We start from the raw sequence: 25,053 nt of genomic DNA, 5'->3' as shown, positions 1-25,053 counted from the left end.
TATTCAAAGTTTCAACTTCTCGACGAATGCAGGGTAGTGGCGGGCGCGTCCCACCGAGCGGTCGTAGAGGGGCCGCCGCACCTGGTCGTAACTCGCCGTGTTCACCAGCCGCTCCGAGCGCCAGAAACTCAAGCACTCCTCCTCCCATTGCAGCTCCAGAAACTCCACCAACCGGCGGCTCACCCGCTCCTGCTGGGCAACCAGCTCTTCGTACCAGACCTCCAGCATCGGTAACGCTAAGACTTCCCTCCAGTGGGCCATCAGCCGCTCGTACTGGCGGTAGTACTGTCCCAGATGTTCGAGGCGGCTGGTATAAGGATGGCGGGCAGCGAAGTTCTGGAAGTAGCACGACAGACAGGTATCGAGGGGGTCGCGGCGGCAGTGGATGATGCGGGCGGCAGGAAACAGACGAGCAATCAGCCCGAGGTGGAGGTAGTTCTGGGGCAGTTTGTCGGTGATGCGGGAAGCTGCGGGAGCCAGTTGTTGTAACTGAGCGAGGTAAGGCTCGGCCAGCGCGTCCAGGTGTTCTGTTTTCAGAGACTCCAGGCGGGCCGGATAGCCATCGATCGTACCTGCCAGCTCGAAGAGGGCTCCGCGCTCCCCGGCGGCAAAGATTGCGCTGTGGCGCGAGAGGATCTGCTCGATGAGGCTGGTGCCGGAGCGGGGCATCCCGACGATAAAGACCGGTACCGAGGAGCGGTTGCTGGAACGGGGAAGGTTGGCAAGATTTTCAGCGCTAAAAGTCGCGATGAGCGCGTCGATCTGGCCTGTCCAGGCTACCGGGTCAAAGAAAAAAGGCTGCAGGGCGTGGGCCTCTTCTAGACAGCCGAATGCTTCGTCGTAGTGCCCGAGGGTGTCCTGGACGCCCGCCAGCTTAAAAAGCAGCAACACCCGGTCCTGGGGCACCTGGGAGCGCTCCAGAGTGCGGATGAGCACCTCCAGCGCCTCCGCCGGTCGCGACTGGCGCTCGCAGGCGGTGGCAAAAGCGATGGCCAGCCGCACACTGTCACTTCGTACTCGGGCCAGGGGAGCAAGCAGATCGTAAGCTCCCTGGTAGTCGCGCCGCTTCTCGCGCACCGAGGCGCGTCCGGCCAGCGCCTCGATATCCTCCGGCTGAACGCTCAGCGCCCGTTCGTAAAGCCGTTCGGCCTGCTGGAGATCCCCCACTTCTTCCAGGACTGCTGCCAGATTACTCAAGATCGTCGGATTGTCCGGTTCGTGGACGAGCGCCCGGCGGTACCAGTCGATCGCCTCTGCCGGACGATCCTCGATCTTGCAGAGCAACCCGAGATTGGCGAGGGCCGCCGCCAGATCCGGCTGCTGCTCGACCGCCTGCAGGTAGTGCGTCCGGGCCTGCGCCAGTTGCCCCTGCTGCTGGTGGATCACCCCCAGGCCCAGGTGCGCCCCGGCATGGCCCGGCTCGCGTTCCAGCAACTGACGGTAGCAGCCCAGAGCCCGCCGCCAGTCTCCCAGTTGCAACAGCAGATCCGCCAGTGCCTGCAGCGCCCCCGGATAATCCTGGCGGATAGCGAGCGTCCGGTAATAGGCATCGACGGCCCGGCCCGGTGCTCCTAACCGGCGATAGACCCCTGCCAGATCAAAACTGGCTTCGGCCAGATCCGGATGCAGTTGCAGGGCCGCTTCAAAGCTGGCGGCGGCGGCCTGCCACTGCTGCTGCAGGGCGAGGGTTGCGCCCAACCCATAGTGGGCCAGAGCAAAGTGCGCGTCGCGGACGAGAGCCTGCCGGTAATAGCGGCTTGCCTCGCCCAATTGATGGTGCCGGCGGGCAGCTTCGGCGCGTTCGTAGAGCGTCTGGGCCGTTTCGGGAGGCGTCAGGGATCGCTCCCGGCTGCGTTTTGGCTTGGATGCCACGTTCACTTCCGATATGGAGCTTCTTTACCAGCTTCAGATTAGCAATCGGTGGCCTGCAGCCACAGACCATTTCACGCGAAGGTCACCTGATCGTCATGCTGAAGTGAGAGACTATTGTTAAAAGTGAATCGTCCACACCGCTAGCATTCTTCCAGCTGGGGAAAACGCATGTTGCGCAAAGCCGTTCTTCCATTACTCGCTTCGCTGCTTTTTGTGCCCGCTGCTCGGGCTGAGACGGATCTTTCCGGTTGGCTGACGCGCCTGCAGGTGGCTCTGCAGGAACGGGGGTTGCTGTTAGAAGATGCAAAGCAGATCCGACTTGAGGTGAGTCACGGTGGGCGGATCGAGCGCTTCAGTATCGAAGATCCGGCGCGGCCCCTCGACAATCAGGTGCTCACCGCCGATTACCTGGCCCGGCTCAAGCCCTTTGAACCGTTGCCGGAGGACCTGATCGCCGCTCGCGCCGTTGTGCAGCTGCAGCTCGATCGGGGCAAAATTCTCCAGACGAGTGTCAGGCCGCAGACAACATTTCTCGGGCTGGCTTTCGGAGACTCCGTGCGCGACGACAAGAGCACCCTGCGGCTACGGGGTTGGTTTAATCCCCAGTTGCGCACAACCGATCTGCGCTTCAACGACGCGATTACAGAGATCGCTGCCAAGCCTGTGAGTCGCTACGACGACGTCTTCGCCGTTCTACAGGACCATCGGCCCGGCGAGACGGTGTCTCTGGGCATCCTGCGCGACAAAAAGCCGCTGACGGTGCCGGTGACGCTCAGCAGCAGCGAAAGCCGCAATTTTGCAGCCAATTCCCTTGCCCTGCCGAGCGAGGAGAGTGCTCTCACACCGCTGGAGCCGACTTTTCGGACCCTCAGCGAAGCGTACCTGGGCTGGGGCAACGTGACCGCCGCCGAGCGCCAGGGGAGCCAGCTTGCAATTGCCCTGGGGCCGGTGAGTGACCGCCGCCGCCTCGCAGAAAACGCCTCCGCTCTGCTGGCCCGGCTGCGGCCTCTGGGTATCGGCCAGCTTCTCATCCGCACCGAGGGCTGGGACGGCTTTCAGCGCTGGCAACTCACGGTTGGTAACTCCCTGCCGACCCAGATCGTGGCCATTCCGGCCCAACAGGCGAGCAAATTGCCCGCCGGTACGCTGATCCCTGTAGAGTTGCAGGTTCCCGAAGATCGGCTGCTCGAAGATGGCGAGGAGCCGGAGGTGACTGGCCGCCTCATCTCTGCCATCGACGACGAGCGCGGTGTGCCGATCGTCCGCGCCAGTTCGCCAGTAGGGGGCAGGCTCACGCTCCTGGCTCGACAGAACCGCCGCCTTGAGCTGACCTCCCTCGCCAACGTACCGGTAAGCGGCAGTTCCAGCCCGCTGCCCGCCTACGAGCAACTGGTCACCAGGCAGAAGGCCACCCTCGATTTTTCCACCCAGCTGCGCCCGTTTATCCGCACTGGTGAGCTGTTGGGTGTGCCGCTCAAGGCGGATGTGACACTCCCGCCGGTCGAGAGCGTCAAACCCTGGCTGCTCGATACCAGTTTGCCCGTCGCCAGCCTGCCCGCGCAAAAGCCCGATCCCAAACTCGCCCGCACCGCCTACGCCGCCGCCCGCGCCCAGATCGCCGCCGGTGACTGGAAAAAAGCCCAGACGAGCCTGGAGACTTCTCTGGCCAGTAGCCCATCCGAGCAGGCCCGCGCTGCCCTCACCTGGCTCTACGAGCAGCAGGGCGAGCAGTGGCTGCGCCTGAACGATCCGCCCCTTGCGCTTCGTTATCTTGAGGCCGCCCAGAGATTAGGAAGCCGCCAACCGGCCCTGGGCTGCGCCTACGCCGCCCTGGTCGATCAAAACGACGCGCTCTTATCGGACGAACAGCTCCAGTACCTGCGCCGCCGGGTCCAGCAACTCGACCTGCGCCTGCAGGACTGCCCCAGCGGCATCGGCGCTTACTGGCCTCCAGCCGCTCCGACCGTAGCCGGTAACTATTTTCCGTCGGTCGTCTACGACTACTACACCGCCAGCTACGCTGCCAACCTCAATCTGGGCGGCCCTTCGTTGTTCGATTCGCTGCTCATCTTGAACTACACCTCGCCCATCGTCGGTCGCGATCAGATAAAAGGCCGCACTGTGACCGCCTACGGTGCGTCTGGTTCTGGCAAAAGAGCGGTCGTCGTCCGGCTACGGGATCCGGTGCGGCTCTTTGTCGCCGGTACCGCCGATCCCAAGGAGGCAGAAGCGGTCTGGCGGGCTGCCGGGCAGTGGCAGCAGGCGGGCGAGGGTCTGCTGCACATCCTGCCTGCGGCTACACCCGAGGAAGCGGATCTGGTGGTGTACCTCACCAATCGGCCCAACCTCGATACCCTCGGTGCCGTCACCGCCAGCACGCTCAGTTTGCGGCCCCGCGATTTCAACAACTTTCTCCAGCTTCCCCTGGTCGAGATCAACGTCAGCTCCCTGCGCGCTTTTCAAGACGCCGATCGCCCCCGCCTCATCGAGATGGTCGCCCTCAAACAGTTAGGCTACGCCCTGGGCCTGCGCGGGGCGAGCGACGACGCGCAAGATGCGATGTACACCGAGTTCAACGGCACGACTGCCCTCTCCGAGCGCGACAAGACTACTTTGAAAATGGTCTTTGAACGGCGGCCCGATATCTCCCGGCCCATATGGAGCGACCAGTCCCAGGGCGCACCGCAAGCGACAGGTCTGCAACCCGAGTAGCGCACCACCTGGGGAAATTGCAAGTTCTTCAGGCTGGTGACAGGATTTGAACCTGCAGCCGACTGATTACAAATCAGTTGCGCTACCGTTGCGCCACACCAGCAACTCTGCTCTATTGTACTGTCCGCAAAGAAAGTGTCGGCCATAACCAATCGTTAACCGTCGCTTAACGACCAGCCACCTCTACGCGCCGTACAGTAGGTCGGACGAATTTTGGGTGGCGTGCATGTTCAAAAGTACGATGGTCAAATTGCTGACGACGGGTTGCCTGGCAGGTGCGGCTTCTTTGGCTCCAGCCCAGGCGACGGAACTGGTGGGACGGGCAGTTCTGCCTTCGGCCAGCTTCAGCTTTGGTCCGACCTCCGGCCAGTTCATCACCAGTTCCAACGGTGTGACGGTGCCGTTTTTATTTCGCCAGCCGGTACAGGGCGTCTCGGCGGTGCTGCCTGGCCCGAAGCGCGGCACGTACTACGCAATGTCCGACAACGGCTACGGTGCGAAGGGCAATTCGGCGGACTTTTTGCTGCGCTACGACGCGGTGCGGCCCGATTTCAAGACCGTCAGCGGTGGAAGCGGTAAGGTGTTTGCCGCCGATGCGGTGACTGGCAAGGTGAAGGCGAGCTTCGATCTTTCTGCCCTCGTGCAGCTGAGTGACAGCAACAACCAGGCGGGCTTCTCGACGGTGGCGACCCAGACGAACTATCCGAATACCCTCAACCCGCCGCTCACTATTCCAGTCGATCCGGGCATCAAGAACAACCGCCTGCTCACCGGAGCCGACTTCGACATTGAGTCGTTCCGCAAGGTGAGCGACGGCAGCTACTGGTTCGGCGACGAATTTGGTCCCTTTTTGCTCCACATCTCAGCCGGTGGCCAGCTCCTCGAAGCGCCGGTGCCGCTGCCGAATTTCCTGGCCCTCGACAGCAACCCCTTTGTCCAGTCGCCGGACAACCCGTTTTTAGGAACGGCCACCGCCAATCTTCCCAGTTCCAAAGGCTTCGAGGGACTGGCCCTCAACGCGAGCGGCACCAAACTCTACGCCCTGCTCGAAGGGCCGCTCACCAGCGACCCTAACCGCAGCCGCCTGCTCATCAACGAGTTCGACCTCGCGACCAAGAGCTACACCGGCAAAGTCTTCTTCTACCAGATGGAGAACACGACCGAATCGGGCCAGTCGATCGGCGATCTGACGGCCATCAACGACCACGAGTTTCTGGTGATCGAGCGCGACAGCAACCAGGGCGATCCGAACAACCCGGCCTTTACCAGCCCGGCCAAATTCAAGCGCATCTATAAGATCGACATCGCCAAGCTCGACAGCCAGGGCTTCGTCCAGAAAGAACAGGTGGTCGATCTGCTCAACATTCCCGACCCCAACAACCTGGGTGGCAATGGCACGACCAACGGCGTATTTACCTTCCCGTTCGTCACGATCGAATCTGTGCTGCCCGTGGACCGTCAGACGCTGCTGGTGATCAACGACAACAACTATCCGTTTAGCGTCGGGCGGACGCCGGGGGTGCCGGACGACAACGAGTTCATCCTGGTCCGTCTCGACAAACCGCTCAAGTTAGTATCCACGCTGCATTAAACTTTGTTACGATGATCTCTTGACATCGAACGAGGGATCACTATGGCGACAGCCTGGATCTTTCCAGGACAGGGCTCGCAGGTCGTCGGCATGGCCGAGGCACTGGCGAACAACCCAGAGACCGCAACATTGTTTGAGCAAGCTTCTGAGATTTTGGGCTGGTCAGTGGAGCAGGTGTGCTCCGGTCCCAGAGAACGTCTGGACCGCACCCTCTACACGCAACCGGCCCTTTTTACTGTCTGCGTCGCCCTGACCCGGCAGTTACGATTGTCGGGCACAGAAGCTGAACCACTGCTGGTCGCCGGTCACTCCCTGGGCGAGTACTCAGCGCTCTGGGCGGCGGGGGTCTTTGATTTTGAGACGGGTCTGAAGCTGGTGGCGGAGCGGGCGCGGTTGATGGACGCCCAGAGTGCCGGAGCGATGAGCGCGATCATCGGTCTTGAGCGCGAAAAACTGCAGCTATTGTGCAGCGAGAAAAAGAGCGTGGTGATCGCCAACGACAACAATCCTGTGCAGATGGTGATTTCAGGCAATCCTCTTGAAGTCGCCGAGGTGAGCGCGGCGGTGCGTGCCCTGCGGGCGCGGGTGATCCCCTTAGCGGTGAGTGGTGCCTTTCACTCGCCCCTGATGGCTCCGGCAGCGGCTGAGTTTGCGGCGGTGCTCGACAAGGTGGTGTTGCAGCCGCCGACGATCCCGATTCTGCCCAACGTCGATCCGAATGGGGCGCTTACCGACGCTGCCGCCGTCCGGCGCAGTCTGAAATTGCAGATCGACCATCCGGTGCGGTGGCGGGAGACGATCTTGCAGATGGCGGAGCGGGGAATCGAGGAGTTGGTCGAAATCGGGCCGGGGACGGTGCTCACTGGATTGGCCCGGCGGACGGCACCTACTCTGCGGGTGCGCAACATCGAACCGGCGGTGGCACTGCCGGTGTAGCCTGAAGGCATGAGCACCGCCGGCACACCCAATCGCCTGCTGCAGGAAAAGTCTCTCTACCTGCGCAAGCACGCCTACAACCCGATCGACTGGCTACCGTGGGGGCCGGAGGCTCTGGCAAAGGCCGAGCGCGAGGACAGGCCCCTGTTTGTGTCGATCGGCTATTCGAGCTGTCACTGGTGTACGGTGATGGAAAACGAGGCGTTCTCCGATCCGGAGATTGCCCGCTACATGAATGCCCACTTTGTCGCCATCAAAGTAGATCGCGAGGAGCGGCCCGACCTCGACGCCATCTACATGCAGGCGCTGCAACTGATGAACCAGCAGGGGGGCTGGCCGCTCAACATCTTCCTCAGTCCGGGCGATCTGGTCCCTTTTTACGGCGGGACGTACTTTCCACTGCAGGATCGCTACGGTCGGCCCGGCTTTTTGCGCGTCCTTGAGGCGATCGCAAACTACTACCGCAGCGATCGCAAGCGGCTATCCGAGCACAAGGAGCGCGTCCTCGAAGCCCTGCAGGCCAGTAACCGCCTGGTGCCGCAGGCGGAGTTGCCCGGCGGGCTGCTGCGGGAGGCCGCACCCCAGATTGGCAGCATCTTGAAGCGCGACGGCATGGGCCCCAGTTTTCCGATGGTGCCCTATGCCGGTTTTGCCCTGCGGCTCGGACGCTTTGGTGAGGTGGCGCTCGCCGAATATGCCTGCGAGCGGGGCGAAGATCTGGCCACTGGCGGCATCTTCGATCATGTCGGCGGCGGCTTTCACCGCTACACGGTCGATGGCACCTGGACGGTGCCGCACTTTGAGAAGATGCTCTACGACAACGCTCAGATCGTCGAATTTTTAAGCGATCTCTGGGCAAGCGGGCTCAAGACGCCTGCCTTCAAGCGAGCCGTTTTCAAGAGCTACGCATGGCTGGTGCGGGAGATGACCGACGAGCGGGGTTATTTCTATGCGGCCCAGGACGCCGACTCCGAGGGGGAGGAGGGCAAGTTCTACATCTGGCGGTTTGCCGAATTGGAGCAGATCCTCGACACTGAGCAACTCGCTGCCCTTGAAGCCGCCTTTTTTATCCGGAGCGAGGGCAACTTTGAAGGCCAGATCGTCCTGCAGCGCCGCGACGAGGGTGAACTGAACCCGGATACTGAGCAGGCTCTGGACAAACTTTTTGCCGTGCGCCAAAAGCGCATTCCTCCCGCCACCGACACCAAGCTCATCGTCGCCTGGAACGCCCTGATGATTTCGGGCCTCGTCCGGGCTGCCAGCGTTTTCCAGCAATCTGCATTTGGCGAGACAGCCATCCGCGCCGCCCGCTTCATCCTCGATCGCCAGCGGGTAGATGGCCAGTTCTACCGGATCGGCTACGACGGTGAACCAGCGGTGCCTGCCAGAGCCGAAGACTACGCCTTTTTTATCAAGGCGCTCCTCGATCTGTTCGAGCACACCCAGGCAGGCGAATGGCTGGAGGCGGCGCTTGACCTCCAGCGGCAGATGGACGAAAAGCTCTGGGATCTGGAACTGGGAGGCTACTTCAGCGCACCGGTGAGCCCAGACCTGCTCATTCGCGAAAAAGAATACCAGGACAGCGCCACCCCGTCCGCCAACGGTGTCGCTGCCGTCAATCTGGTGCGCTTGTTTCTACTGACCGACGAGCTTGCGTACTTCGATCGCGCCGGTGGGCTTCTGCGCCAGTTCGCCCAGATTCTTGCCCAGTCACCGCGCGCCTGTCCGTCGCTATTGGCCGGCTACGACTGGTACCAGCATCCCGTACTCGTCCAGAGCGGATCAGAGCAAATTTCTAGACTGCTGTGCGGCTACTGGCCCACCGCTGTCCTCAAGGCTGCCCCTGTCCAGCCGCCCGCCCTCGCCCTCGTCTGCGAAGGTCTGCGCTGCCTTGAACCGATCGAAACTGAAGCGCAACTTGAGACCCAACTGCGCACAAGCCTGATCCGCGAGGTCAGTTAGCGAGGCTGTTCAGCGGATTCAAGCCGAACAGTACGCTAAACAGCAACGGTTGCCCGTAGAGGCGCTATCGGTCGGAACGCAAACGAACAGAGTTTACCTGCAAGGCTGCATAAATTGCGCTGGTCACCAGTATTGGAGAGAGTCCACAGCCTGGAAAGTATCCACCAATACAACGGTGGCGGCTTCAAAGCTCCATTTCGCCTTACAGAGGTTTCTCAACGATGCGGATTCCACCTCAGTTATTTCAGTCCGTCGCTCTTGCCTGCGGCCTTGTAGCGAGTGCATCGCTCCCGCTTCCGGCTCTAGCCAAACCTGCTTCCCTTATCACCTCTTACTCGCTCGATTACTACAACGGTGCCAATCCCACCGGAACCCTGGTGGTCGGCGACGACGGCAACTATTACGGAACGACCACCTCCGGCGGCGCTTACAACCTGGGAACGGTCTACCGGCTCACCCCCGAGGGCAAACTGACCACGCTGCACTCTTTCTCGGGCAGCAAAGACGGTTTCAATCCTAAAGGTCGCCTGCTCAAAGCTTCCGATGGCAACTTTTATGGCACAACTATGAGCGGCGGGATTGCGGGCCAGGGAACGCTCTTCCGCATCACTCCTCAAGGACAGCTCAAAATTCTCTACACCTTCACAAGTCAGTCCGATGGTGGTCTGCCCAACGGTGGCCTCATCCAGGCTCGTGATGGTTACATCTACGGGACGACCTCTTTTGGGGGGGCGAACTTTGGTGGGACTATTTTTCGGCTTCTGCCTGGTGAAAGTCTAACAACTATCTACGCTTTTGGATTTAACGACGGCACCAATCCAGCCTCTGGACTGACCGAAACTCGCGATGGCAAGCTTTACGGTACTACCGCTTCTAGTGGACCATCGGGAGGTGGAAGTGTTTTTCGTCTCGATGGTCCAGGCAGCCTGGTGCCTCTTTATTTTTTCAACTCTTTCTCATCTGGTGGTGGCAGCAGTCCACAGGCTGCGCTGATCGAAGGTAGCGACGGGAATCTTTACGGTACAACGTTCAGTGGGGGCGTTGCAGGTTTTACTGGAACTGCTTTCCGCATCACCCCAGACGGCAATCTGACCATGCTACATAGCTTTAGCGGCTTCGAGGGCAGCTCGCCTCAAGCGGAGCTGTTCGAGGCTGATGACGGCAATTTCTATGGCACAACTTCCGGTGGCGGACTCTTGAACGGGGGAACTATTTTTCAACTAAAACCGACCGGGGAGCTGACGACACTGAACTCCTTCGATTATTTCAACAACCCCCAGAGCGGCTCTTCTCCAGCTGGAGGCTTGATTGGAAGTGCTCAGCAGTTAATGGGTACGACGCAGTCCGGTGGGACTTATAGCCGTGGCACGATTTTCCGTTTCAATGTACCGACATTGTCCCCCTGCTCTCCTGGAGCACTTAATGTTGGGCAGACCCAGGGCAATTTGCGTCCAACGGATTGCCGTTCTCCAATTGAGGGTCCACAGTATTTTGCGGATCGCTATACGTTCACAGGAACTGCTGGACAGCAACTGAACGCCGTTCTCTCCTCCTCATCAAACATCGATCGTCTATATCTCATCGATCCAAATGGCCAGATCGTGCAGGGCGGAGCCAATCAGATTCCCAGTTTTGGAGGCAGCTACTTCCTGCTGCCCATCTCCGGTACTTACACCTTCGAGGTCTCGACGAGCCAGGCGAATGTGCGTGGCAGCTACCTGCTCACCCTTACTACCGCTGCAGGCTGTACCGTGACACCACTTACAATTCCCCAGACGGTAAATGGCAGCCTCTCGACCATTGACTGCCAGTCATCGCTGATCTCTGGTTCCTACGAGGATCGCTATACCTTCGAAGGTACAGCCGGACAACAGATCGAGATCGATTTGAGCAGTACCGCTTTCGACTCGTATCTGGGCCTATTGAGCCCCAGTGGTAGCCTGATCGTCACGGACGACGATGGTGGAGGCAATCTCAATTCAAGGATCGTCTACACCCTCACCGAGAGCGGCACCTACACGATCGAGGCTACAGCGTTGAGCTTTGGTGCCACTGGACCGTATACCCTCAGCATCACACAACCCTGATGTAGTGCCTGCCCAGGAGCCGGGTACTGGCCTTGTACCGGGCTCCTGTTTTCTGAGCGGCCAGAACAGATGCTACAAACAGTGAGGTATCAGGGAGTGCCGCATGTTCGATCACATTTCGATCAGCATCCAGGATCTCGACAAGAGCATTGCCTTTTATGATGCGGTCTTTGCACCGCTCGGCTATCAGTTTGCCTTTCGTCACCCGAGGGGAGCGGCCTACGGTCCTAACGGCAGGCCGCTCTTCTGGCTCGATCACAGGCCGACGGGCCAGCCAGCTGGGGGCGGTCACTTCGCCTTTGCCGCTCCAAGCCGGACCGCCGTCGATAGCTTCTATCAAGCTGCCCTGGGCCAGGGCGGCAAGGACAACGGCCCGCCGGGCCTGCGCAGCCACTACCATCCCAACTACTACGCCGCCTTCGTCCTCGATCCGGACGGCCACCGCCTGGAAGCGGTCTACCACTCGCCTGCCTGAATTGTATTTTTCAGGGGCAAATGCTGTTGACCCTCTTCTGGCTTAGGAATTTCGAACCAAAAAAGGGGCGGAAGCTGGGAGTTGGTCAATCGGAATTTTAGAATAACGACTGTAGCATTTCTCACTCCTGCGCATGGTATCCCAGATTTCGCGCTTTTATTTGGCGGGCCTGCTCTTGATCGGTTGTCCTGCCCTGGCCGCTGACATCGCCGATCCGGCTGCCCACAACCACGGCCCGGAGAGCTTTTCGCCCAACAAGGGCCAGCTTAAACAGTTACTTAAGACCAGGCGCTGCCGCTCCTGCGACCTGCAGAATGCCGATCTGGCCGGGGCGGATCTAAAAGGAGCCGACCTGCGCGACGCTAACCTGCGCGGGGCAAATCTGACGGGGGCCAATCTCGAAGGCGCACGGCTGCAGGGGGCGAGCTTGATCACCGCCCACGCCCGCCAGGTGAACCTGGACAGGGCGGATCTGACGGGGGCGTACCTGCACGCAGCGGATCTGAGCGAGGCCAGATTGAACCAGGCGCAACTGGAAAAGGCAGATCTTTTTGGGACCAAGCTCAGGCGGGCCGAGGCAGGGGGTGCCCGCTTCGGAGGTGCCAACTTGGAATCGGCGGTCTTGAACGAGGCGAAGCTGGCGGGCGCGGACTTGAGCGCTGCCAAGCTGCGGGCGGTGGACCTGAGCGGCGCGGATCTAAGTGCTGCCAATCTGAGCGGCGCATTCTTGCTGGAGACCAGACTTGCTGCGGCCAACTTGAAGGGCGCGAATCTGCAGAAGGCGGTCCTGGTGGTCGCCGAGCTGAGCGGCGCGGATCTGACGGGTGCGAAGTTGCAGGGGGCAGACCTGCACGCAGCGGCGGCGGACGGCACCAACTTCAGCAACAGCGATCTTACGGGCGCGGATCTGAGTGCAGCGGACCTGAGCGGTGCCACCCTCACCGGGGCAGTCCTCAAGCAGGCCAATCTGAAGCGGACCAACCTCCAGGGACTCGACCTGGGCGGCCTCGCACTGGGTGGAGCCAATCTCAGGGGCGCGGACCTGAGCGGCGCGGACCTGGGCAAGGCCGACTTGCGGGGCGCGGATCTGCGCGGCGCTTTTCTTGATAAAGCAAAGCTGGACGGGACAAATCTCAAGGACAGCCGTCGCTAGGGGCCACCGCTACAAAAAACCGTGCTCGCTCAAAAACGCGAGGGAGACCTCGGGCTGGCGGTGGTCCTGGCCGCTATGGCCGCCCAGGAGCTTCTCGACGTACTTGCCGATGATGTCGGCTTCGAGGTTGACCGGATCGCCGGGCTGTAAAAATCCGAGGGTGGTCTCGCTAAAGCTGTGGGGGATGACCGCCACCCGAAACCAGTCGCCTGCCGGGTTGCAGGCGGCGACGGTGAGGCTGATGCCGTTGATGGCGATGCTGCCTTTTTCGACGATGTAGCGGCTCACCGCCGGAGGAGCTTCAAAGTCAATCTCCCAGGCGGTGCCGCTCTGGGAGCTGGCCAGGCAGCTTCCGACGCCGTCGATGTGGCCGCTCACGAAATGGCCCCCCAGCTTGCCCCCGGCCCGCAGGGCACTTTCGAGGTTGACCGGGTCGCCGGGCGAGCGCCGCAGCAAGGTCGTGCGCTCGATCGTCTCGGGGGAGAGGCCGACGCTGAAGCGGTCGCGCTCGTAGTGCGTAACTGTGAGGCAGATGCCATCGACGGCGATGCTGTCGCCAATCGCCACACCCTGCAGGATCTTTTCGGCGTAGACGCTCAGACCGTCGCCACCCACTGCGGCGATGATGCCGACTTCCTCGATGATCCCCGTAAACATCTTCAGATCACCGCCGTTGGTTCTCGCTCACTGCCGCGACCCAGGGCGTCGCGCCCAAAGCGATCGATTGCAGCCAGGGCGCGGTCGCGGTAGGCCCAGTAGCGCTGCTGCTTCTGGCGGATGGCAGGAACGACTTCGGGCAGCAGGGCAAAGTTAGGCGGCATCGGCTGAAAATTTTTGGGATCGCCCGTGCTCACATAGTCGATGAGTGCCCCGGCCATCGTCTCGACGGGCAGGGTGAGGGGATTGAGCGAGCGGGCGAGCCGGGCGGCGTTGGTGCCCGCAAGCCACCCCCCTGCGACCGCCGCCGTGTATCCTTCGGTGCCGGTGAGCTGGCCGCAGGCGAGCAATCGCGGTGCGGAGCGAAACTGCAGGGTCGGAGCAATGAGGTGGGGCGAGCACAAGAACGTGTTGCGGTGCATCACTCCAAAGCGGACAAATTCGGCTTCTTCTAAGCCAGGGATGAGCTGAAAGACGCGCCGCTGCTCGCTCCACTTGAGATTGGTCTGAAAGCCCACCAGATTCCAGAGCCGACCGGCTTTGTCCTCCTGGCGCAGTTGGACGCAGGCGTAGGGCCAGCGGCCCGTGCGCGGGTCGGTGAGGCCGACGGGCTTGAGGGGGCCATAGCGCAGCGTCTGGTAGCCTCGGCGGGCCAGTTCTTCTACCGGCAGGCAGGCTTCAAAGAACCTGCGCTCCTCGTGCTCGAAGGCTTTTAGCTCCGCCTGCTCGGCATTGACGAGCGCCTCCCAAAAAGCGCGGTACTCCGCCTCGCTCAGCGGGCAGTTGTAGTAGGCCGCCTCGCCCCGGTCGTAGCGGGAGGCCAGGAAGACTTTGTCGCGGTCGAGGGATTCGCCCTCGACGATCGGGCTTGCGGCATCGAAGAAGCTCAGATAATCGAGGCCAGTGAGCTGCTGCAGGTGCTGGGCGAGCGGTTCGGAGGTGAGGGGGCCGGTGGCGAAGACAACGATACCCGTCTTGGGAATCTGGCGCACTTCCTCGCGCCGCAAGGTGATGAGCGGATGGTTCGCCACCCGCTGGGTCAACTGCTCGCTGTAGACGACGCGATCGACGGCGAGGGCACCGCCTGCCGGAACGGCGTGGGCGTCGGCAACGGCGATCACAAGGGATCCCAGGCGGCGCAGTTCTTCTTTGAGTAGACCCGGTGCCCGGTCGGTGGCGAGTGCTCCAAACGAATTGCTACAGACCAGCTCACCTAAGTAAGCGGTGTGGTGGGCGGGACTGACGCGCCCAGGCCGCATCTCAAAGAGCACCACCGGCACCCCGGCCTGGGCGCACTGCCAGGCGGCCTCCGCTCCGGCGATACCGCCGCCGATAATCTGCACAGGCTGCATCATAGGTCCAGTGTACGTCTGGGATCGCGCTTCTATTGAACGGGCTGCCGGTCGAGATTGTCGTAATTGCGCCCCCGCCAGCGCCGGGGAACGGTGAGAGACGAGATGACGATCCGCAGGGCAGCGAGCGGATCGGCCAGGGGCGAGAGCCAGTAGCTCCAGCGCAGGCGTTCGTAGGAACCGGCGATAGCAAACAGCAGCAAAAGCCGGATGGCAACCAGCAGACCATTGACCCAGATTAAGGGCGCAAACTCGATCAAACCGGCAGTAGCGAGGGCCAGTACCGGAATCGGCAGCCCCAGCGCCAGCACCAGAAACAAACAATCGAATACCTGCCAGCCGGGGGTGGAGGCGTCTTTGAGATCGAGCGAGCGCCCCCACTCGTTCCAGGTTTCGAGGGCCGAACTGTACATGCGCACTTTGATAAGCTGCGCCCCATCGAGAAATCCGACCCGCACCCCCCGCGCCGCCAGCGAGCGCGCCAGGGTGACATCGTCGCAGAAGGAGCGGCGAGCAGCGGTATAGCCGTCCATCGCCACCAGCATCTGCCGCCTCAGTAACGAGCACTGGCCATTGGCCATCACCCGCTCAGGCCGGGGGCTTCCTGCTCCTCCAGCCGCTCCGAAGCGGTAGACGAGGGTGATAAGTAGCGCCGGTTGCAGCCAGAATTCAGCAAGCCCCACGAGCAAAAAGCGGGGCGAGAGGCTGAGGGCGTCGTAGTTTCCCGCCCGCGCCGCCGCCACGATCGCGTTTACCAGCCCCGGCAAGGGCAGGGTGTCGGCGTCGATGCCCAGCACCCACTCGCTTGCCGGGTCTGTCCGCAAAAAGCCAGATTGCAGTGCCCAGGGCCGTCCCACCCAGCCGGTGGGGAGCGGATCGTCGTAGACGACCTTAAAGCGGCGATCGCGCTTTGCCATCGCCTCTACCTGCGCCACGGTGCCGTCGGTGGAGCGGCTATCGACGACGATCACTTCGACCAGTTCCGGTCCCTGGGCGTGCAGCCCCTCCAGACAGGGGCCGATGCGCGCCTCCTCGTTGAGGGTGGGCACCACTGCGCTTACCCGCGTCGGCTCCGGCAATGCACTGAGCGGTGCCAGCGGCGGCGTGCGCGTCCGACCACCGGCCAGCCGCGCCAGCAGCACCGCCAGGGCAGCGCCCTGCAGGGCTGCGAGCACGAGCAAAAGACCGCTCACCTCACTCGGCCACCTGGCTCAGTCGCGGTGCGGTTGTCTGAGCAGCGCTGCACCACCAGGCCCAGAGCACCGGCAACAGCCCCAGAACCAGACCGATGAGCACGGGGATAAAAAGCCCGGCCCCGATGCTCAATACCGACGAGAAGGTGATGTTGGCGACGTAGATCACCATCGGTACCGTGAGCCTGCCCGTTGCCGGGGCGGGGGGATTGCTCCGCCAGGCCCAGCGCGCCACGCTCATAAAAAGGAGGCCCGTGCCGAACCAGCCGGCAAAGTTCTGCAGCGGCATTCCAAAAAATGGCCCCTGCTGCTGCCAGATCCAGAACTTGGGATCGGCCACCGCCATCGCCGGATCGAGCACCAGATCCCAGGCGGTGAGAAACCAGGCTCCCAGAAGCAGCGGCCCGACTGTGCCCAGCACGCCCCGCGCCTCGCCGAAGACGCCCCGCGCCAGCAGGTAGCAGACCAGACCCATATAAAACCACGACAGCGGAATGACAAAAGGCACCAGCCCCATCACCTTTGGGCCCAACAGTTCGGTGTAGGCGTAGGCACCAAAAGGAAAACCGGTGCTCGTACCCAAAAGCTCGCTGGCGAGCGACAGGCAAAACGCCGGTACCAAAAAGAGCAGTAACTTGCGTAATCCCAGCAGTTGACAGCCGTAGATGGCCACGGCCAGCGCCCCCAACACGATGTAGAGTGCACCGCCGTGGGCCATGCCGAAGGTCATGATCGCTACGCCCTGCGGGGGCATAGTCGCAAGAAATTCTGGCGAACGCGGCAGGATGACAAGCCCATATAGACCAAAACCCATCGCAGCGATGTGCGATGCGATCAGCATATTCCTGGCAAGGTTCAATGATTTCATCGAAGAACTCGCATGAAGAACAGCGCAGATAAGAGCGAATGCGAAGCAGACCGGACCCAGGGCCGGAAACAAATCTTCACAAGTGGCAGTATAGGGCCAGCTCCGCTGAGGCTGCAACGAGATCGGAGCTTTTGGTTTCCGGCTGCCCCGACGATATTAGACCTTTGCGGCAATTGCCTCCGCCATCTGGCGGGTTCCCACGGGCTTGACCCCGGCAGGGGCCAGGTCGTAGGTGACCGCCTGGCCTTCGGCGATCACTGCCGCCACCGCCTCTTCGACGCGCACCGCCGCCGCCAGTTCGCCCAGATAGCGCAACAGCAGCGCGCCGCTCAAGATGAGCGCGCAGGGGTTGACCTTGTTTTGCCCGGCGTAGCGGGGAGCAGAGCCGTGAATCGCCTCGAAGACCGCGCCGTTTGCCCCGATATTTGCCCCCGGCGCGACCCCGAGCCCGCCCACCAGCCCGGCAGTCAGATCCGAAACGATGTCGCCGTAGAGATTTGGAAGCACCAGCACGTCGTACAGTTCCGGTTTCTGGACCAGTTGCATGCACATGTTATCGACGATGCGATCTTCAAATTCGATATCCGGGTAGCCGCCTGCCACCTGGCGCGCCACCTCCAGAAACAGCCCATCGGTGTGCTTCATGATGTTGGCCTTGTGGACGGCGGTTACTTTCTTGCGCCCATTTTTGCGGGCGTACTCGAAGGCGAACTGGACGATGCGGCTACTCGCCTCGGGGGTAATCGGTTTAATCGAAATGCCGGCGCTCTCGCGGATGCGGCGGCCACTGAGGCGGCTGAGCACTTCGATGAGTTCCAGCGCCTCGGCGCTGCCCCGCTCGAATTCGATGCCGCTGTAGAGGTCTTCGGTGTTTTCGCGCACGACGATCAGATCCACGTCGCTGTAGCGCGAGCGCACCCCCGGCAGCGAGCGGGCGGGCCGGAGATTGGCGTAAAGATCGAGCGCCAGGCGCAGGGCGACGTTGACCGAGCGAAAGCCGGTACCGACCGGCGTGGTGATGGGCCCCTTGATCGCGGCGTCGCTATGGCGCACCGCTTCCAGCACTTCATCCGGCAGCGGCGTGCCGTACTTCTCCATGACATCGACGCCGGCATCCACCACAATCCACTCAAAGTCGATGCCGGTGGCGTCGAGGACCAGACGGGTAGCCTCCGCCACCTCCGGGCCGATACCGTCGCCGCGAATGAGTGTGACACGATACTTGGACACAAGACAGACTCCATAGGACGCCCCCATACGATACCGCCCCCTGGTAGCGGTACAGTAGCCCCCGCCACTTTTTCGCTTCTTCGGGCAGAGGCTGAACTGCCCGCTCTGTTCGTAGATTGTTAAGTTGGGTTCAAGTTTGCCTGCCTCTATGCCGGTACCACCTCCTGCGCTCACCACTCCCCACGCCGGTTATCACTGGCCGGGCGGCCTGCTGCTTTCCAGGGCACGGCCTTTCTTCGAGGGCTGGTACTACCGGGTGAGCCTGCCGGAGGTGGGCGAGTCCTTCGCTTTTATGTACGCGATCGCCGAACCGGCGGGTGGAGGGGCCACCAGCGGCGGCTTTGCCCAGATCCTCGCTCCGGGCGACGAGCGCCTCTATCATCTTTTTGACGAGGTAAGAGGCTTCTGGGCCGAGCCGGACCGGCTCGCCCTCGGCCACAGCGAACCCGCTCTGCCGCAGCCGGGCCTGATCGATCCGGCCCGCTTCGCATCTGAGGTGCAGCTGGGCTACCAGGCGACAGCGACGCTCAACCAGGGCGTACTCAAAGATGCCGCCTGGTGCTACCGGATCGAGCCTGTAGCCGGCTGGGGGCGGCCCGGACGGCCAGAGGCGACGATGGGCTGGCTTTCGTACCTGCCGGTCTTTGAACCGGGCTGGCAGATTCTGATGGCCCACGGGCGGGCCACAGGCTGGATCGAGTGGCGGGGAGCACGCTACAGCTTTGAGGACGCCCCCGCCTACGGCGAGAAGAACTGGGGCGGTGCCTTTCCTAAAAAATGGTTCTGGGTGCAGGCAAACGCCTTTGAGGCGGATCCGGAGGCGGCTTTAATTGCTGGAGGGGGCAGGCGCGGCTTTCTGTGGCGCGAGGAATCGGTGGCGATGGTCGGCCTCTACCACGGCGGGCGCTTCTACCGGTTTTTGCCGGAGGACGGCCACCTGCGCTGTGCGGTCACCCCCTGGGGGCGGTGGCAGATCGAGGCAGTTTCAGAGCGCTACCGCATCGAGGTGAGCGGCACCGCCGCGAGGGACGATGGCATTGAACTGTTGGCACCGACGGCGACGGGAGCACATTTCGTCTGCCGCGATACCCTCAAAGGAAGCGTGCAGGTGCGACTGAGCCGCCGCTGGGGAACGCGGGCGGTGCTCTTCGAGGGCAGCACCCGGCTGGGGGGTCTGGAGACGGGCGGCGGCCCCTGGGAGGGCGAATGGCAGTTTCGTTGTTGAGAAGATAGCCGTGATCGAACGCAAAGGACTCAACGAGGGCATCCGCCGGTTCTACGACGCCTCCTCCGGCCTCTGGGAAGAGGTCTGGGGCGAGCACATGCACCACGGTTACTGGGAAGCAGGGGAGCAGACCAAGGACCGGCGGTTGGCCCAGGTGGATCTCATCGTGCGCCTCATCGACTGGGCGGCGATTGGCACTCCCACTTCGATCCTCGATGTCGGCTGCGGCATCGGTGGCAGCAGCCTGTACCTTGCCGAGCGCTTCGGAGCACAGGTCCGGGGGATCACCCTCAGTCCCGTTCAGTGTGCCAGGGCACAGGTGCGCGCAGCCGAGCGCGGCCTGCAGGCGCAGGCGCAATTTAGCGTCGCGGACGCCCACCAGTTGCCCTTCGCCGACGCCTCCTTCGATCTGGTCTGGTCGCTTGAAAGTGGCGAGCACATGGCTGACAAGGCCCAGTTTTTGGGCGAATGCTACCGGGTGCTCAAACCCGGTGGTCAGTTGCTCTTTGTCACCTGGTGCTGCCGCCACGGAGAACTCACGGCCCGCGAGCAGAGCTGGCTTGCCGCCATCTACCGGATCTACCACCTGCCCTACATCCTCTCGATCGAAAGTTACGCCGATCTGCTCGTAAAGAGCGGCTTTCAAGGAGTGCAGCAGGCGAACTGGTCCGAGCGGGTAGCGCGCTTCTGGTCGCTTGTGATCGATTCAGCGCTCGACCCGGCGGTGTTCTTAAAAGTGATCGCCCAGGGACCAGAAGTGATCAAGGGGGCGCTCGCGATGCAGCTGATGCGGCGGGCCTACGCAAAGAATCTGCTGCGCTTCGGGGTGTTCACCGCCTACAAAGGAACGGGCCGATGAACCTCGAATTTGCCTGGGTCGAATTGTTCGTAGACGAAGCCCGGCCCCTGTGCGATCGACTCTGGTCGCAGATGGGGTTTCAGGTCAATGGCCTCTACGAAGATGGCTGCACCCGCAGCTTTGCCCTGCTCAACGGTGCCGTCCTGCTCGTCGTCAGCGAAGCGCTCACAGCGGCAAGTCCCGTCCGGCGCTACCTCGAACAGCACCCCCAGGGCGTGGGCGATGTCGCCTTTTTGTCTGAAGCGCTGCCCACCGCCGCCCCCGTTCTGCTGGGCCGCCTTCCCGGTACCTGGCAGATCACTTCGCCTGCCGGGATCACCCACACTTTTTTAAGCGATCTTTCCGCCCTGCCGCCGGGCTTTGTACCGCAGCAAGGAAGCCTGCGGGCAACGGATCTAGCGGCCATCGACCACGTCGTACTCAACCTGGATGTCGCCCAATTCGAGAGTGTTCTGGACTGGTACCAGAGGGTGCTCCAGCTTCAGCCAGACCGCTACTTCGAGATCGCCACCCGCCGCTCGGCGCTCAAAAGCTGGGTGCTCACCAGCCCCAACCACCGCGTCCGCCTGCCGCTCAATGCTCCGCTGACGGCTAACTCGCAGGTGAGCGAGTTTCTTGTGGCCCATCGCGGCGCTGGTGTCCAGCACGTCGCCCTGCGCACGCCGGATATCGCAAGGACCGTCGCCGCTGCCCGCGCCGGGGGGATGCGCTTTCTGGACGCCCCCGCCGTCTACTACGACAACCTCCCCCCGCGCCCGGACCTGGGGGGACTCGATCTTGAGCGCCTGCAGCAGTTGCACATCCTGGTCGATCGCGACGAAAAAGGCGCGAGCATCCTGCAGATCTTCACCCGGCCCATCTTCGCTGAACCGACTCTCTTTTTTGAGTACATCGAGCGGCAGGACGATGCCCTGGGCTTCGGCGAGGGCAACTTTCAGTCGCTCTTCGAGGCGATCGAAAAAGAACAGCGCTCGCGCGGTACCCTCGGTTCCTGACTTTCGGTAGTCATCGAAAGATACTTCTTCTCACCTGGCAGTGCATAAACATAGGTGGAAGTTAGCCCTGAAGGGAACATAGATATGCATCTATCTTTATGTTCTCCTTTTAAGGACAAACTGTTCCGTCAGGTAAGGTTGCTCCCGACAGCAAAGCATCATCCATGATTGCCCCCTCAATATTGGCTCCCTGCATATTGGCTCCTCGCAGATCCGCGTCTACGAGGTTGCAGTTGCGGAGGTCTGTCCCCCGTAGATCCGCATTGTTCAGAAAGGCAGCAAAAAATTTTGTCTCCTGACAATTCGCACCTCTCAAGTTGGCACCACACAAGTTAGCACTGTCCGCATTTGCCTCACGAAGGTCTGCATCCTGCAGATTCGCTTCTTGTAAATTGGTACTCTCTAAAGAAGAATTGCGTAGACTCGCGCCTTCGAGATTAGCGTTTGCCAAAGTGGCCCCAGCAAATACACTGTTGGAAAGGTCAGCCTCAACTAGATTCCGACCAATAAGAGGGTGATTGACAATCTCCCAAATCGTCCGCCACTTAGTGTCTAATTGTGTGGTCTCATCAATCTGTATTCTGCTCAAGACTACATAGTCGAACTTCGCACCCGTGAGGTTGGCTCCCCGCAAATCGACATGCTGGAGTGTAGAGCCACTCAGGTCAATTCCAGGCAGATCCACACCTCTCAGGTCTACTCGCTTTAGATAAACGTGTATGAAGCGTTCTCCACGGGCATACCACTCGAGCAGCTCCTTCGCACTCCTCACTGTATGCAGCTTTGGCCCTGACGGCTGGAAATCAATGTTTAGCCACTCAAGTAGCTTGTCTATGCACACAGTCCTCTCCTGATGTTCAACTAATAATCAATCGGTATGGAGGGATTTTTGTTGTTTCAGATCTTGCTCGTTGTGCAATCAAACATGCTTCTAACATTTGTATTTTTCAGTATTCATCTTTCAAGGACAAACCGTGCCATCGGGCATAATCGCTCCTGAAAGCAGAGTCTCATCTTCTAAATTATGCGCGCCTTCGATATTTGCACCACGCATATCAGCACCTCGCAAGTCTGCCCCTGAGAAGTAGCTGTCGCGAAAGTCCACGTCACGCAGGTCTGCATCTTTGAGACAAGCGTCAAATAGTTTTGTCTCCCGACAGTTCGCACCCCATAAAGTAGCACCACGGAAGTTGCTACCGTTCAAATAGGCTCCGCTCAGGTTCGCGCAATCCAGATTCGCTTCCTGTAAGTCAGATTCCTCTAAAAAAGCATCACTTAAATTTGCTCCAGTTAAGTTAGCTTTTGTCAGAGTAGCTTTTTTAATCGAACTGTAGGAAAGGTCTGCTCCAGCTAGTTCGCGCCCAACAAGAGGATGATTGACAATCTCCCAAACTGTTCTCCACTTGGCATCTATCTGCGTAGTCTCGTCTATACAGAGTGTTTTCAAGTTGGCATATCTAAATAACGTGCCCGCAAGATTGGCTCCGCGCAAATCGACCTGCTCGAACTTAGAGCTACTTAGGTCGGCTCCGCTAAGATTCACGCCTCTTAGATCTACTTGCTTCAAATAGACACGAAGTAAACGTTCTCCGCTGGCATAACGTTCAAGCAGCTCTTGTGCATTTAGAATTGTGCGGGTCTGTGGCACTTGCTTCTGGTAATTTTGGAAATCAATGTTCAGCCACTTAATAAATTTGTCGATACACATAGTCTTCTCCTGGTCTTCAACGGACGAATGAGTACGAAAGGATATCTACTGCTTTGGGCGCTGATAACCCGTGGCCTGCTCTGCTGCCGTCTCAGCTACTTCTGAACCGGCAAAATAGCCCAAAGCACCGCCCACTAGACCACCAACGGCACCACCGACGACAGTACCCAAGCCAGGCAGCAGCACAGTACCAATTGTGGCACCGACGCCTCCCCCTGCCTCCGCTCCGGCCCAACCGCCGCCCCAACCTCCGGCAATGCGAGCCGACTCGACTACAGTATTGTTCCATTGGCCAGTTTGCAGGCTTTGATTAACCTCGCTTCCAAGCGACCAGGCATCGGCAGCAACACCAGCGACCAGGGCTACCTTTCCTAGAGGTCTAGTGATCTTGAGTGACTGGCCAAATGCCTCCCCAAACGTCCCTGAATCGAGCTTTGTATGATTTTCGATGCCAAAGGCCTTATTCACCCCATCTTGATTCCAGTGCCAGTTGACCTCGGGAATCGCTTTGTTTGTTACAGGGTCAATAATTTGTTCCCCCGTTGCTGGATCTACTTTTGGTATTTTGACATTCGGGCCGTAATCCAGACGCAGCCCTTTCCACTTGGTAGGATTGCCGGTCAGCGAATTTACCCGGTTGATGTAGGCGTAACCTGTGGGTTTAGAAAAACCTGAGATGTCCTGAAACGACAGGTTAAAGTCCGTCAGCTTGCCCTGGGGATTTGGCAGTTGTTTCCAGATCGGATAGGTCAGTTCCTGGAACAATCCCAGGCCGACCAGACCCGCTTCTGCTGCCTCGGTGTCCACCTGCGCAGCGTTGACATCTTTTTCGCTTGCTGGGTTCGTGCTGGTGTCTGCTCCAATGTCAACCGTTGCATTTGCCTGGAGGACAACCGGGGCTCCGCTACCATCGTTCTGCAAAGTGAGAGATGGGAAGCCGCCTGCTTTGTCGTCCTCGCCGTTGTCGGCATCAGCGCTGCCTGCTAACACACCCTCGCTTACTAAGACGCCACCTGCTGACAGCTCAGCCTCCGTCAGTGCAGAGAAGGTCAGGGGCTGAGCCTGCTCTGGATACTCTAGAAAGCTATAGCCAGACGACAACCCGAAAACATCGCTGTCTGCACCGAAGTTCAAGGGTGGCCCATCACCCCAACTCATAGCTGCTAGGTCAGCAAAACTGCGGCTGTCGCTGTCGGCAACTTGATCGCTACTGTCATCAAGAGTGCCCTCACCGAGCAAAACACCGTTGGCGACGCGATTCACTGCATCTGGGCTGTTCTCATCAGCATCTTCCTGTGGGGAGGGCTCCCAGACTTGCGCATCATCCTCAAAATTGACTGGTCCATCCGTTTGAGAAAAAGTCTCCGCTGCGTCTGGTTGAGCGTCCTTCTCATCTCCATCGCTACTGTTATCGAAACTATAGGCCGTCGTCTGCTCGCCGCTCAGGTCAGTCTGCTCCCAATCCCAGTTGTTGTCCAAATTCAGCGACGGCTGGCTCTCGTCATTATCGCCAGCAAAACTATCGGCATCTGCGGCTGTGCCCGGCTCGTACTGCCCCAGACTCTGCTCCCAGTTACTCGTTTCGCCTCCGCTATACGCATTCGAGCTGTACATCTCGCCAGCATAGTTGACATCCCGGAATCCGACTGTGTCACTGGTAGCTCCCCAGTTGCGCACAAAGCCTGCCACATTTGGATCGTCTTCTTGCTCGTCTGCCTGGTTACTGGCGAAGTGCTCATTCTGCCCAGCGTATAGCGAGTTGTAGCTGTCATATACATCTTGATTGTCGAAGTTGCCCGAAAAGTTCTCGTAGTCGTAGTCATCGCCTACTAAGTTGGGCGAATAATCTCCCTGATAGGCGCTACTCTCCGGCCCTTCGTCCTGACCAGTGTCAGTACTGGTGAAGTCCGCTTCGTACTCTGACCCGTACAGTTCAGCGTTACTGGTGTCGGTCTCGTCCGGGTAGAACTGGCCTTCTGGATCGAAGTCTGTAGTGTATCCCTGATTTTCCTGGTCAGCGTCTGTGACGTATGCCTCGTCTCCTGGATCGATGCCTGCGACGTACTCCTGATTTTCTTGATCAAGCTCTGGGTTCTGTTCAAGTAGATTGTTTTCTTCACCCGGCGCGTCAGGATACTGGTCGTCGCCAGAGCCGGCAAATTCTTGCTCTTCGTCCAT

At 60.5% G+C, this 25,053-nt stretch carries 19 protein-coding genes and 1 tRNA gene; 10 read left to right on the top strand and 10 right to left on the bottom strand.

Going from position 1 to position 25,053, the window contains the following annotated elements:
* Nucleotides 1–3 precede the first annotated feature (3 nt).
* Nucleotides 4–1,872 (bottom strand): tetratricopeptide repeat-containing sulfotransferase family protein, encoded by a 1,869-nt coding sequence (locus GKIL_RS03965; protein ID WP_023172116.1) that lies wholly within the window; start codon nt 1,870–1,872, stop codon nt 4–6.
* A 168-nt stretch (nt 1,873–2,040) separates the two neighbouring features.
* Here GKIL_RS03965 and GKIL_RS03960 point away from each other — a divergent pair, with 168 nt between their 5' ends.
* A complete protein-coding gene (locus GKIL_RS03960; RefSeq protein ID WP_023172114.1) occupies nt 2,041–4,584 on the top strand; it encodes a PDZ domain-containing protein in 2,544 nt (847 codons plus the stop codon).
* 31 nt (nt 4,585–4,615) lie between these two features.
* Here the strand turns inward: GKIL_RS03960 and GKIL_RS03955 are convergent.
* Nucleotides 4,616–4,687, bottom strand: a tRNA-Thr gene (locus tag GKIL_RS03955).
* Between the two features lie 138 nt (nt 4,688–4,825).
* Between GKIL_RS03955 and GKIL_RS03950 the strand changes: the two genes are divergently transcribed.
* The 6 genes from GKIL_RS03950 (at nt 4,826) to GKIL_RS03925 (ending at nt 12,788) form a co-directional block, all read left to right on the top strand.
* Complete coding sequence (locus GKIL_RS03950) at nt 4,826–6,175, top strand: esterase-like activity of phytase family protein (RefSeq protein ID WP_023172113.1); 1,350 nt, start codon at nt 4,826–4,828, stop codon at nt 6,173–6,175.
* 42 nt (nt 6,176–6,217) lie between these two features.
* Nucleotides 6,218–7,111, top strand: coding sequence for an ACP S-malonyltransferase (gene fabD, locus GKIL_RS03945; protein WP_023172112.1), 894 nt, complete (start codon nt 6,218–6,220; stop codon nt 7,109–7,111).
* Between the two features lie 9 nt (nt 7,112–7,120).
* Nucleotides 7,121–9,073, top strand: coding sequence for a thioredoxin domain-containing protein (locus GKIL_RS03940; RefSeq protein ID WP_023172111.1), 1,953 nt, complete (start codon nt 7,121–7,123; stop codon nt 9,071–9,073).
* A gap of 377 nt (nt 9,074–9,450) precedes the next feature.
* A complete protein-coding gene (locus tag GKIL_RS03935; RefSeq protein WP_187293880.1) occupies nt 9,451–11,160 on the top strand; it encodes a choice-of-anchor tandem repeat GloVer-containing protein in 1,710 nt (569 codons plus the stop codon).
* A 103-nt stretch (nt 11,161–11,263) separates the two neighbouring features.
* Nucleotides 11,264–11,635, top strand: coding sequence for a VOC family protein (locus tag GKIL_RS03930; protein WP_023172109.1), 372 nt, complete (start codon nt 11,264–11,266; stop codon nt 11,633–11,635).
* Nucleotides 11,636–11,768: 133 nt separating this feature from the next.
* A complete protein-coding gene (locus GKIL_RS03925) occupies nt 11,769–12,788 on the top strand; it encodes a pentapeptide repeat-containing protein (RefSeq protein WP_023172108.1) in 1,020 nt (339 codons plus the stop codon).
* A 9-nt stretch (nt 12,789–12,797) separates the two neighbouring features.
* Here GKIL_RS03925 and GKIL_RS03920 read toward each other — a convergent pair whose 3' ends face one another.
* From GKIL_RS03920 to GKIL_RS03900, 5 genes are all read right to left on the bottom strand, one after another.
* The gene (locus GKIL_RS03920) at nt 12,798–13,445 is read right to left on the bottom strand and encodes a riboflavin synthase (protein WP_023172107.1); all 648 of its coding nucleotides are present in this window, start codon (nt 13,443–13,445) and stop codon (nt 12,798–12,800) included.
* Nucleotides 13,446–13,447: 2 nt separating this feature from the next.
* Nucleotides 13,448–14,797 (bottom strand): FADH(2)-oxidizing methylenetetrahydrofolate--tRNA-(uracil(54)-C(5))-methyltransferase TrmFO, encoded by a 1,350-nt coding sequence (gene trmFO, locus GKIL_RS03915; RefSeq protein WP_023172106.1) that lies wholly within the window; start codon nt 14,795–14,797, stop codon nt 13,448–13,450.
* Nucleotides 14,798–14,829: 32 nt separating this feature from the next.
* Nucleotides 14,830–15,990 (bottom strand): glycosyltransferase family 2 protein, encoded by a 1,161-nt coding sequence (locus GKIL_RS03910; protein ID WP_023172105.1) that lies wholly within the window; start codon nt 15,988–15,990, stop codon nt 14,830–14,832.
* Between the two features lies 1 nt (nt 15,991).
* The gene (locus GKIL_RS03905; RefSeq protein WP_051382651.1) at nt 15,992–16,831 is read right to left on the bottom strand and encodes a carotenoid biosynthesis protein; all 840 of its coding nucleotides are present in this window, start codon (nt 16,829–16,831) and stop codon (nt 15,992–15,994) included.
* A 183-nt stretch (nt 16,832–17,014) separates the two neighbouring features.
* Entirely contained in the window at nt 17,015–18,088 is a 1,074-nt protein-coding gene (locus tag GKIL_RS03900) for an isocitrate/isopropylmalate dehydrogenase family protein (protein WP_041243707.1), read from the bottom strand.
* Nucleotides 18,089–18,236: 148 nt separating this feature from the next.
* Here GKIL_RS03900 and GKIL_RS03895 point away from each other — a divergent pair, with 148 nt between their 5' ends.
* The 3 genes from GKIL_RS03895 to GKIL_RS03885 are packed head-to-tail and all read left to right on the top strand — an operon-like array spanning nt 18,237 to nt 21,167.
* Nucleotides 18,237–19,313, top strand: a complete 1,077-nt coding sequence (locus tag GKIL_RS03895) for a tocopherol cyclase family protein (protein WP_023172101.1) — start codon at nt 18,237–18,239, stop codon at nt 19,311–19,313.
* Nucleotides 19,314–19,323: 10 nt separating this feature from the next.
* Nucleotides 19,324–20,172 carry a methyltransferase domain-containing protein gene (locus GKIL_RS03890; RefSeq protein WP_023172100.1) on the top strand — a complete coding sequence of 283 codons (849 nt, stop codon included), beginning with the start codon at nt 19,324–19,326 and terminating at the stop codon, nt 20,170–20,172.
* Complete coding sequence (locus GKIL_RS03885) at nt 20,169–21,167, top strand: VOC family protein (protein ID WP_023172099.1); 999 nt, start codon at nt 20,169–20,171, stop codon at nt 21,165–21,167. Before GKIL_RS03890 ends, GKIL_RS03885 begins: the two co-directional genes overlap by 4 nt.
* A 109-nt stretch (nt 21,168–21,276) precedes the next feature.
* Here GKIL_RS03885 and GKIL_RS03880 read toward each other — a convergent pair whose 3' ends face one another.
* From GKIL_RS03880 to GKIL_RS25180, 3 genes are all read right to left on the bottom strand, one after another.
* Nucleotides 21,277–22,008, bottom strand: coding sequence for a pentapeptide repeat-containing protein (locus GKIL_RS03880; RefSeq protein ID WP_023172098.1), 732 nt, complete (start codon nt 22,006–22,008; stop codon nt 21,277–21,279).
* Between the two features lie 120 nt (nt 22,009–22,128).
* Nucleotides 22,129–22,875, bottom strand: coding sequence for a pentapeptide repeat-containing protein (locus tag GKIL_RS03875; RefSeq protein ID WP_023172097.1), 747 nt, complete (start codon nt 22,873–22,875; stop codon nt 22,129–22,131).
* Nucleotides 22,876–22,920: 45 nt separating this feature from the next.
* On the bottom strand, nt 22,921–25,053 hold the full coding sequence (locus tag GKIL_RS25180; protein WP_023172096.1) for a hypothetical protein: 2,133 nt from the start codon (nt 25,051–25,053) through the stop codon (nt 22,921–22,923).

The organism is Gloeobacter kilaueensis JS1 (assembly GCF_000484535.1).
Classification (GTDB): Bacteria; Cyanobacteriota; Cyanobacteriia; order Gloeobacterales; family Gloeobacteraceae; genus Gloeobacter; species Gloeobacter kilaueensis.
Note: the sequence above shows the minus strand (reverse complement) of the source record. Positions and strands in the feature narration are given on the sequence as shown.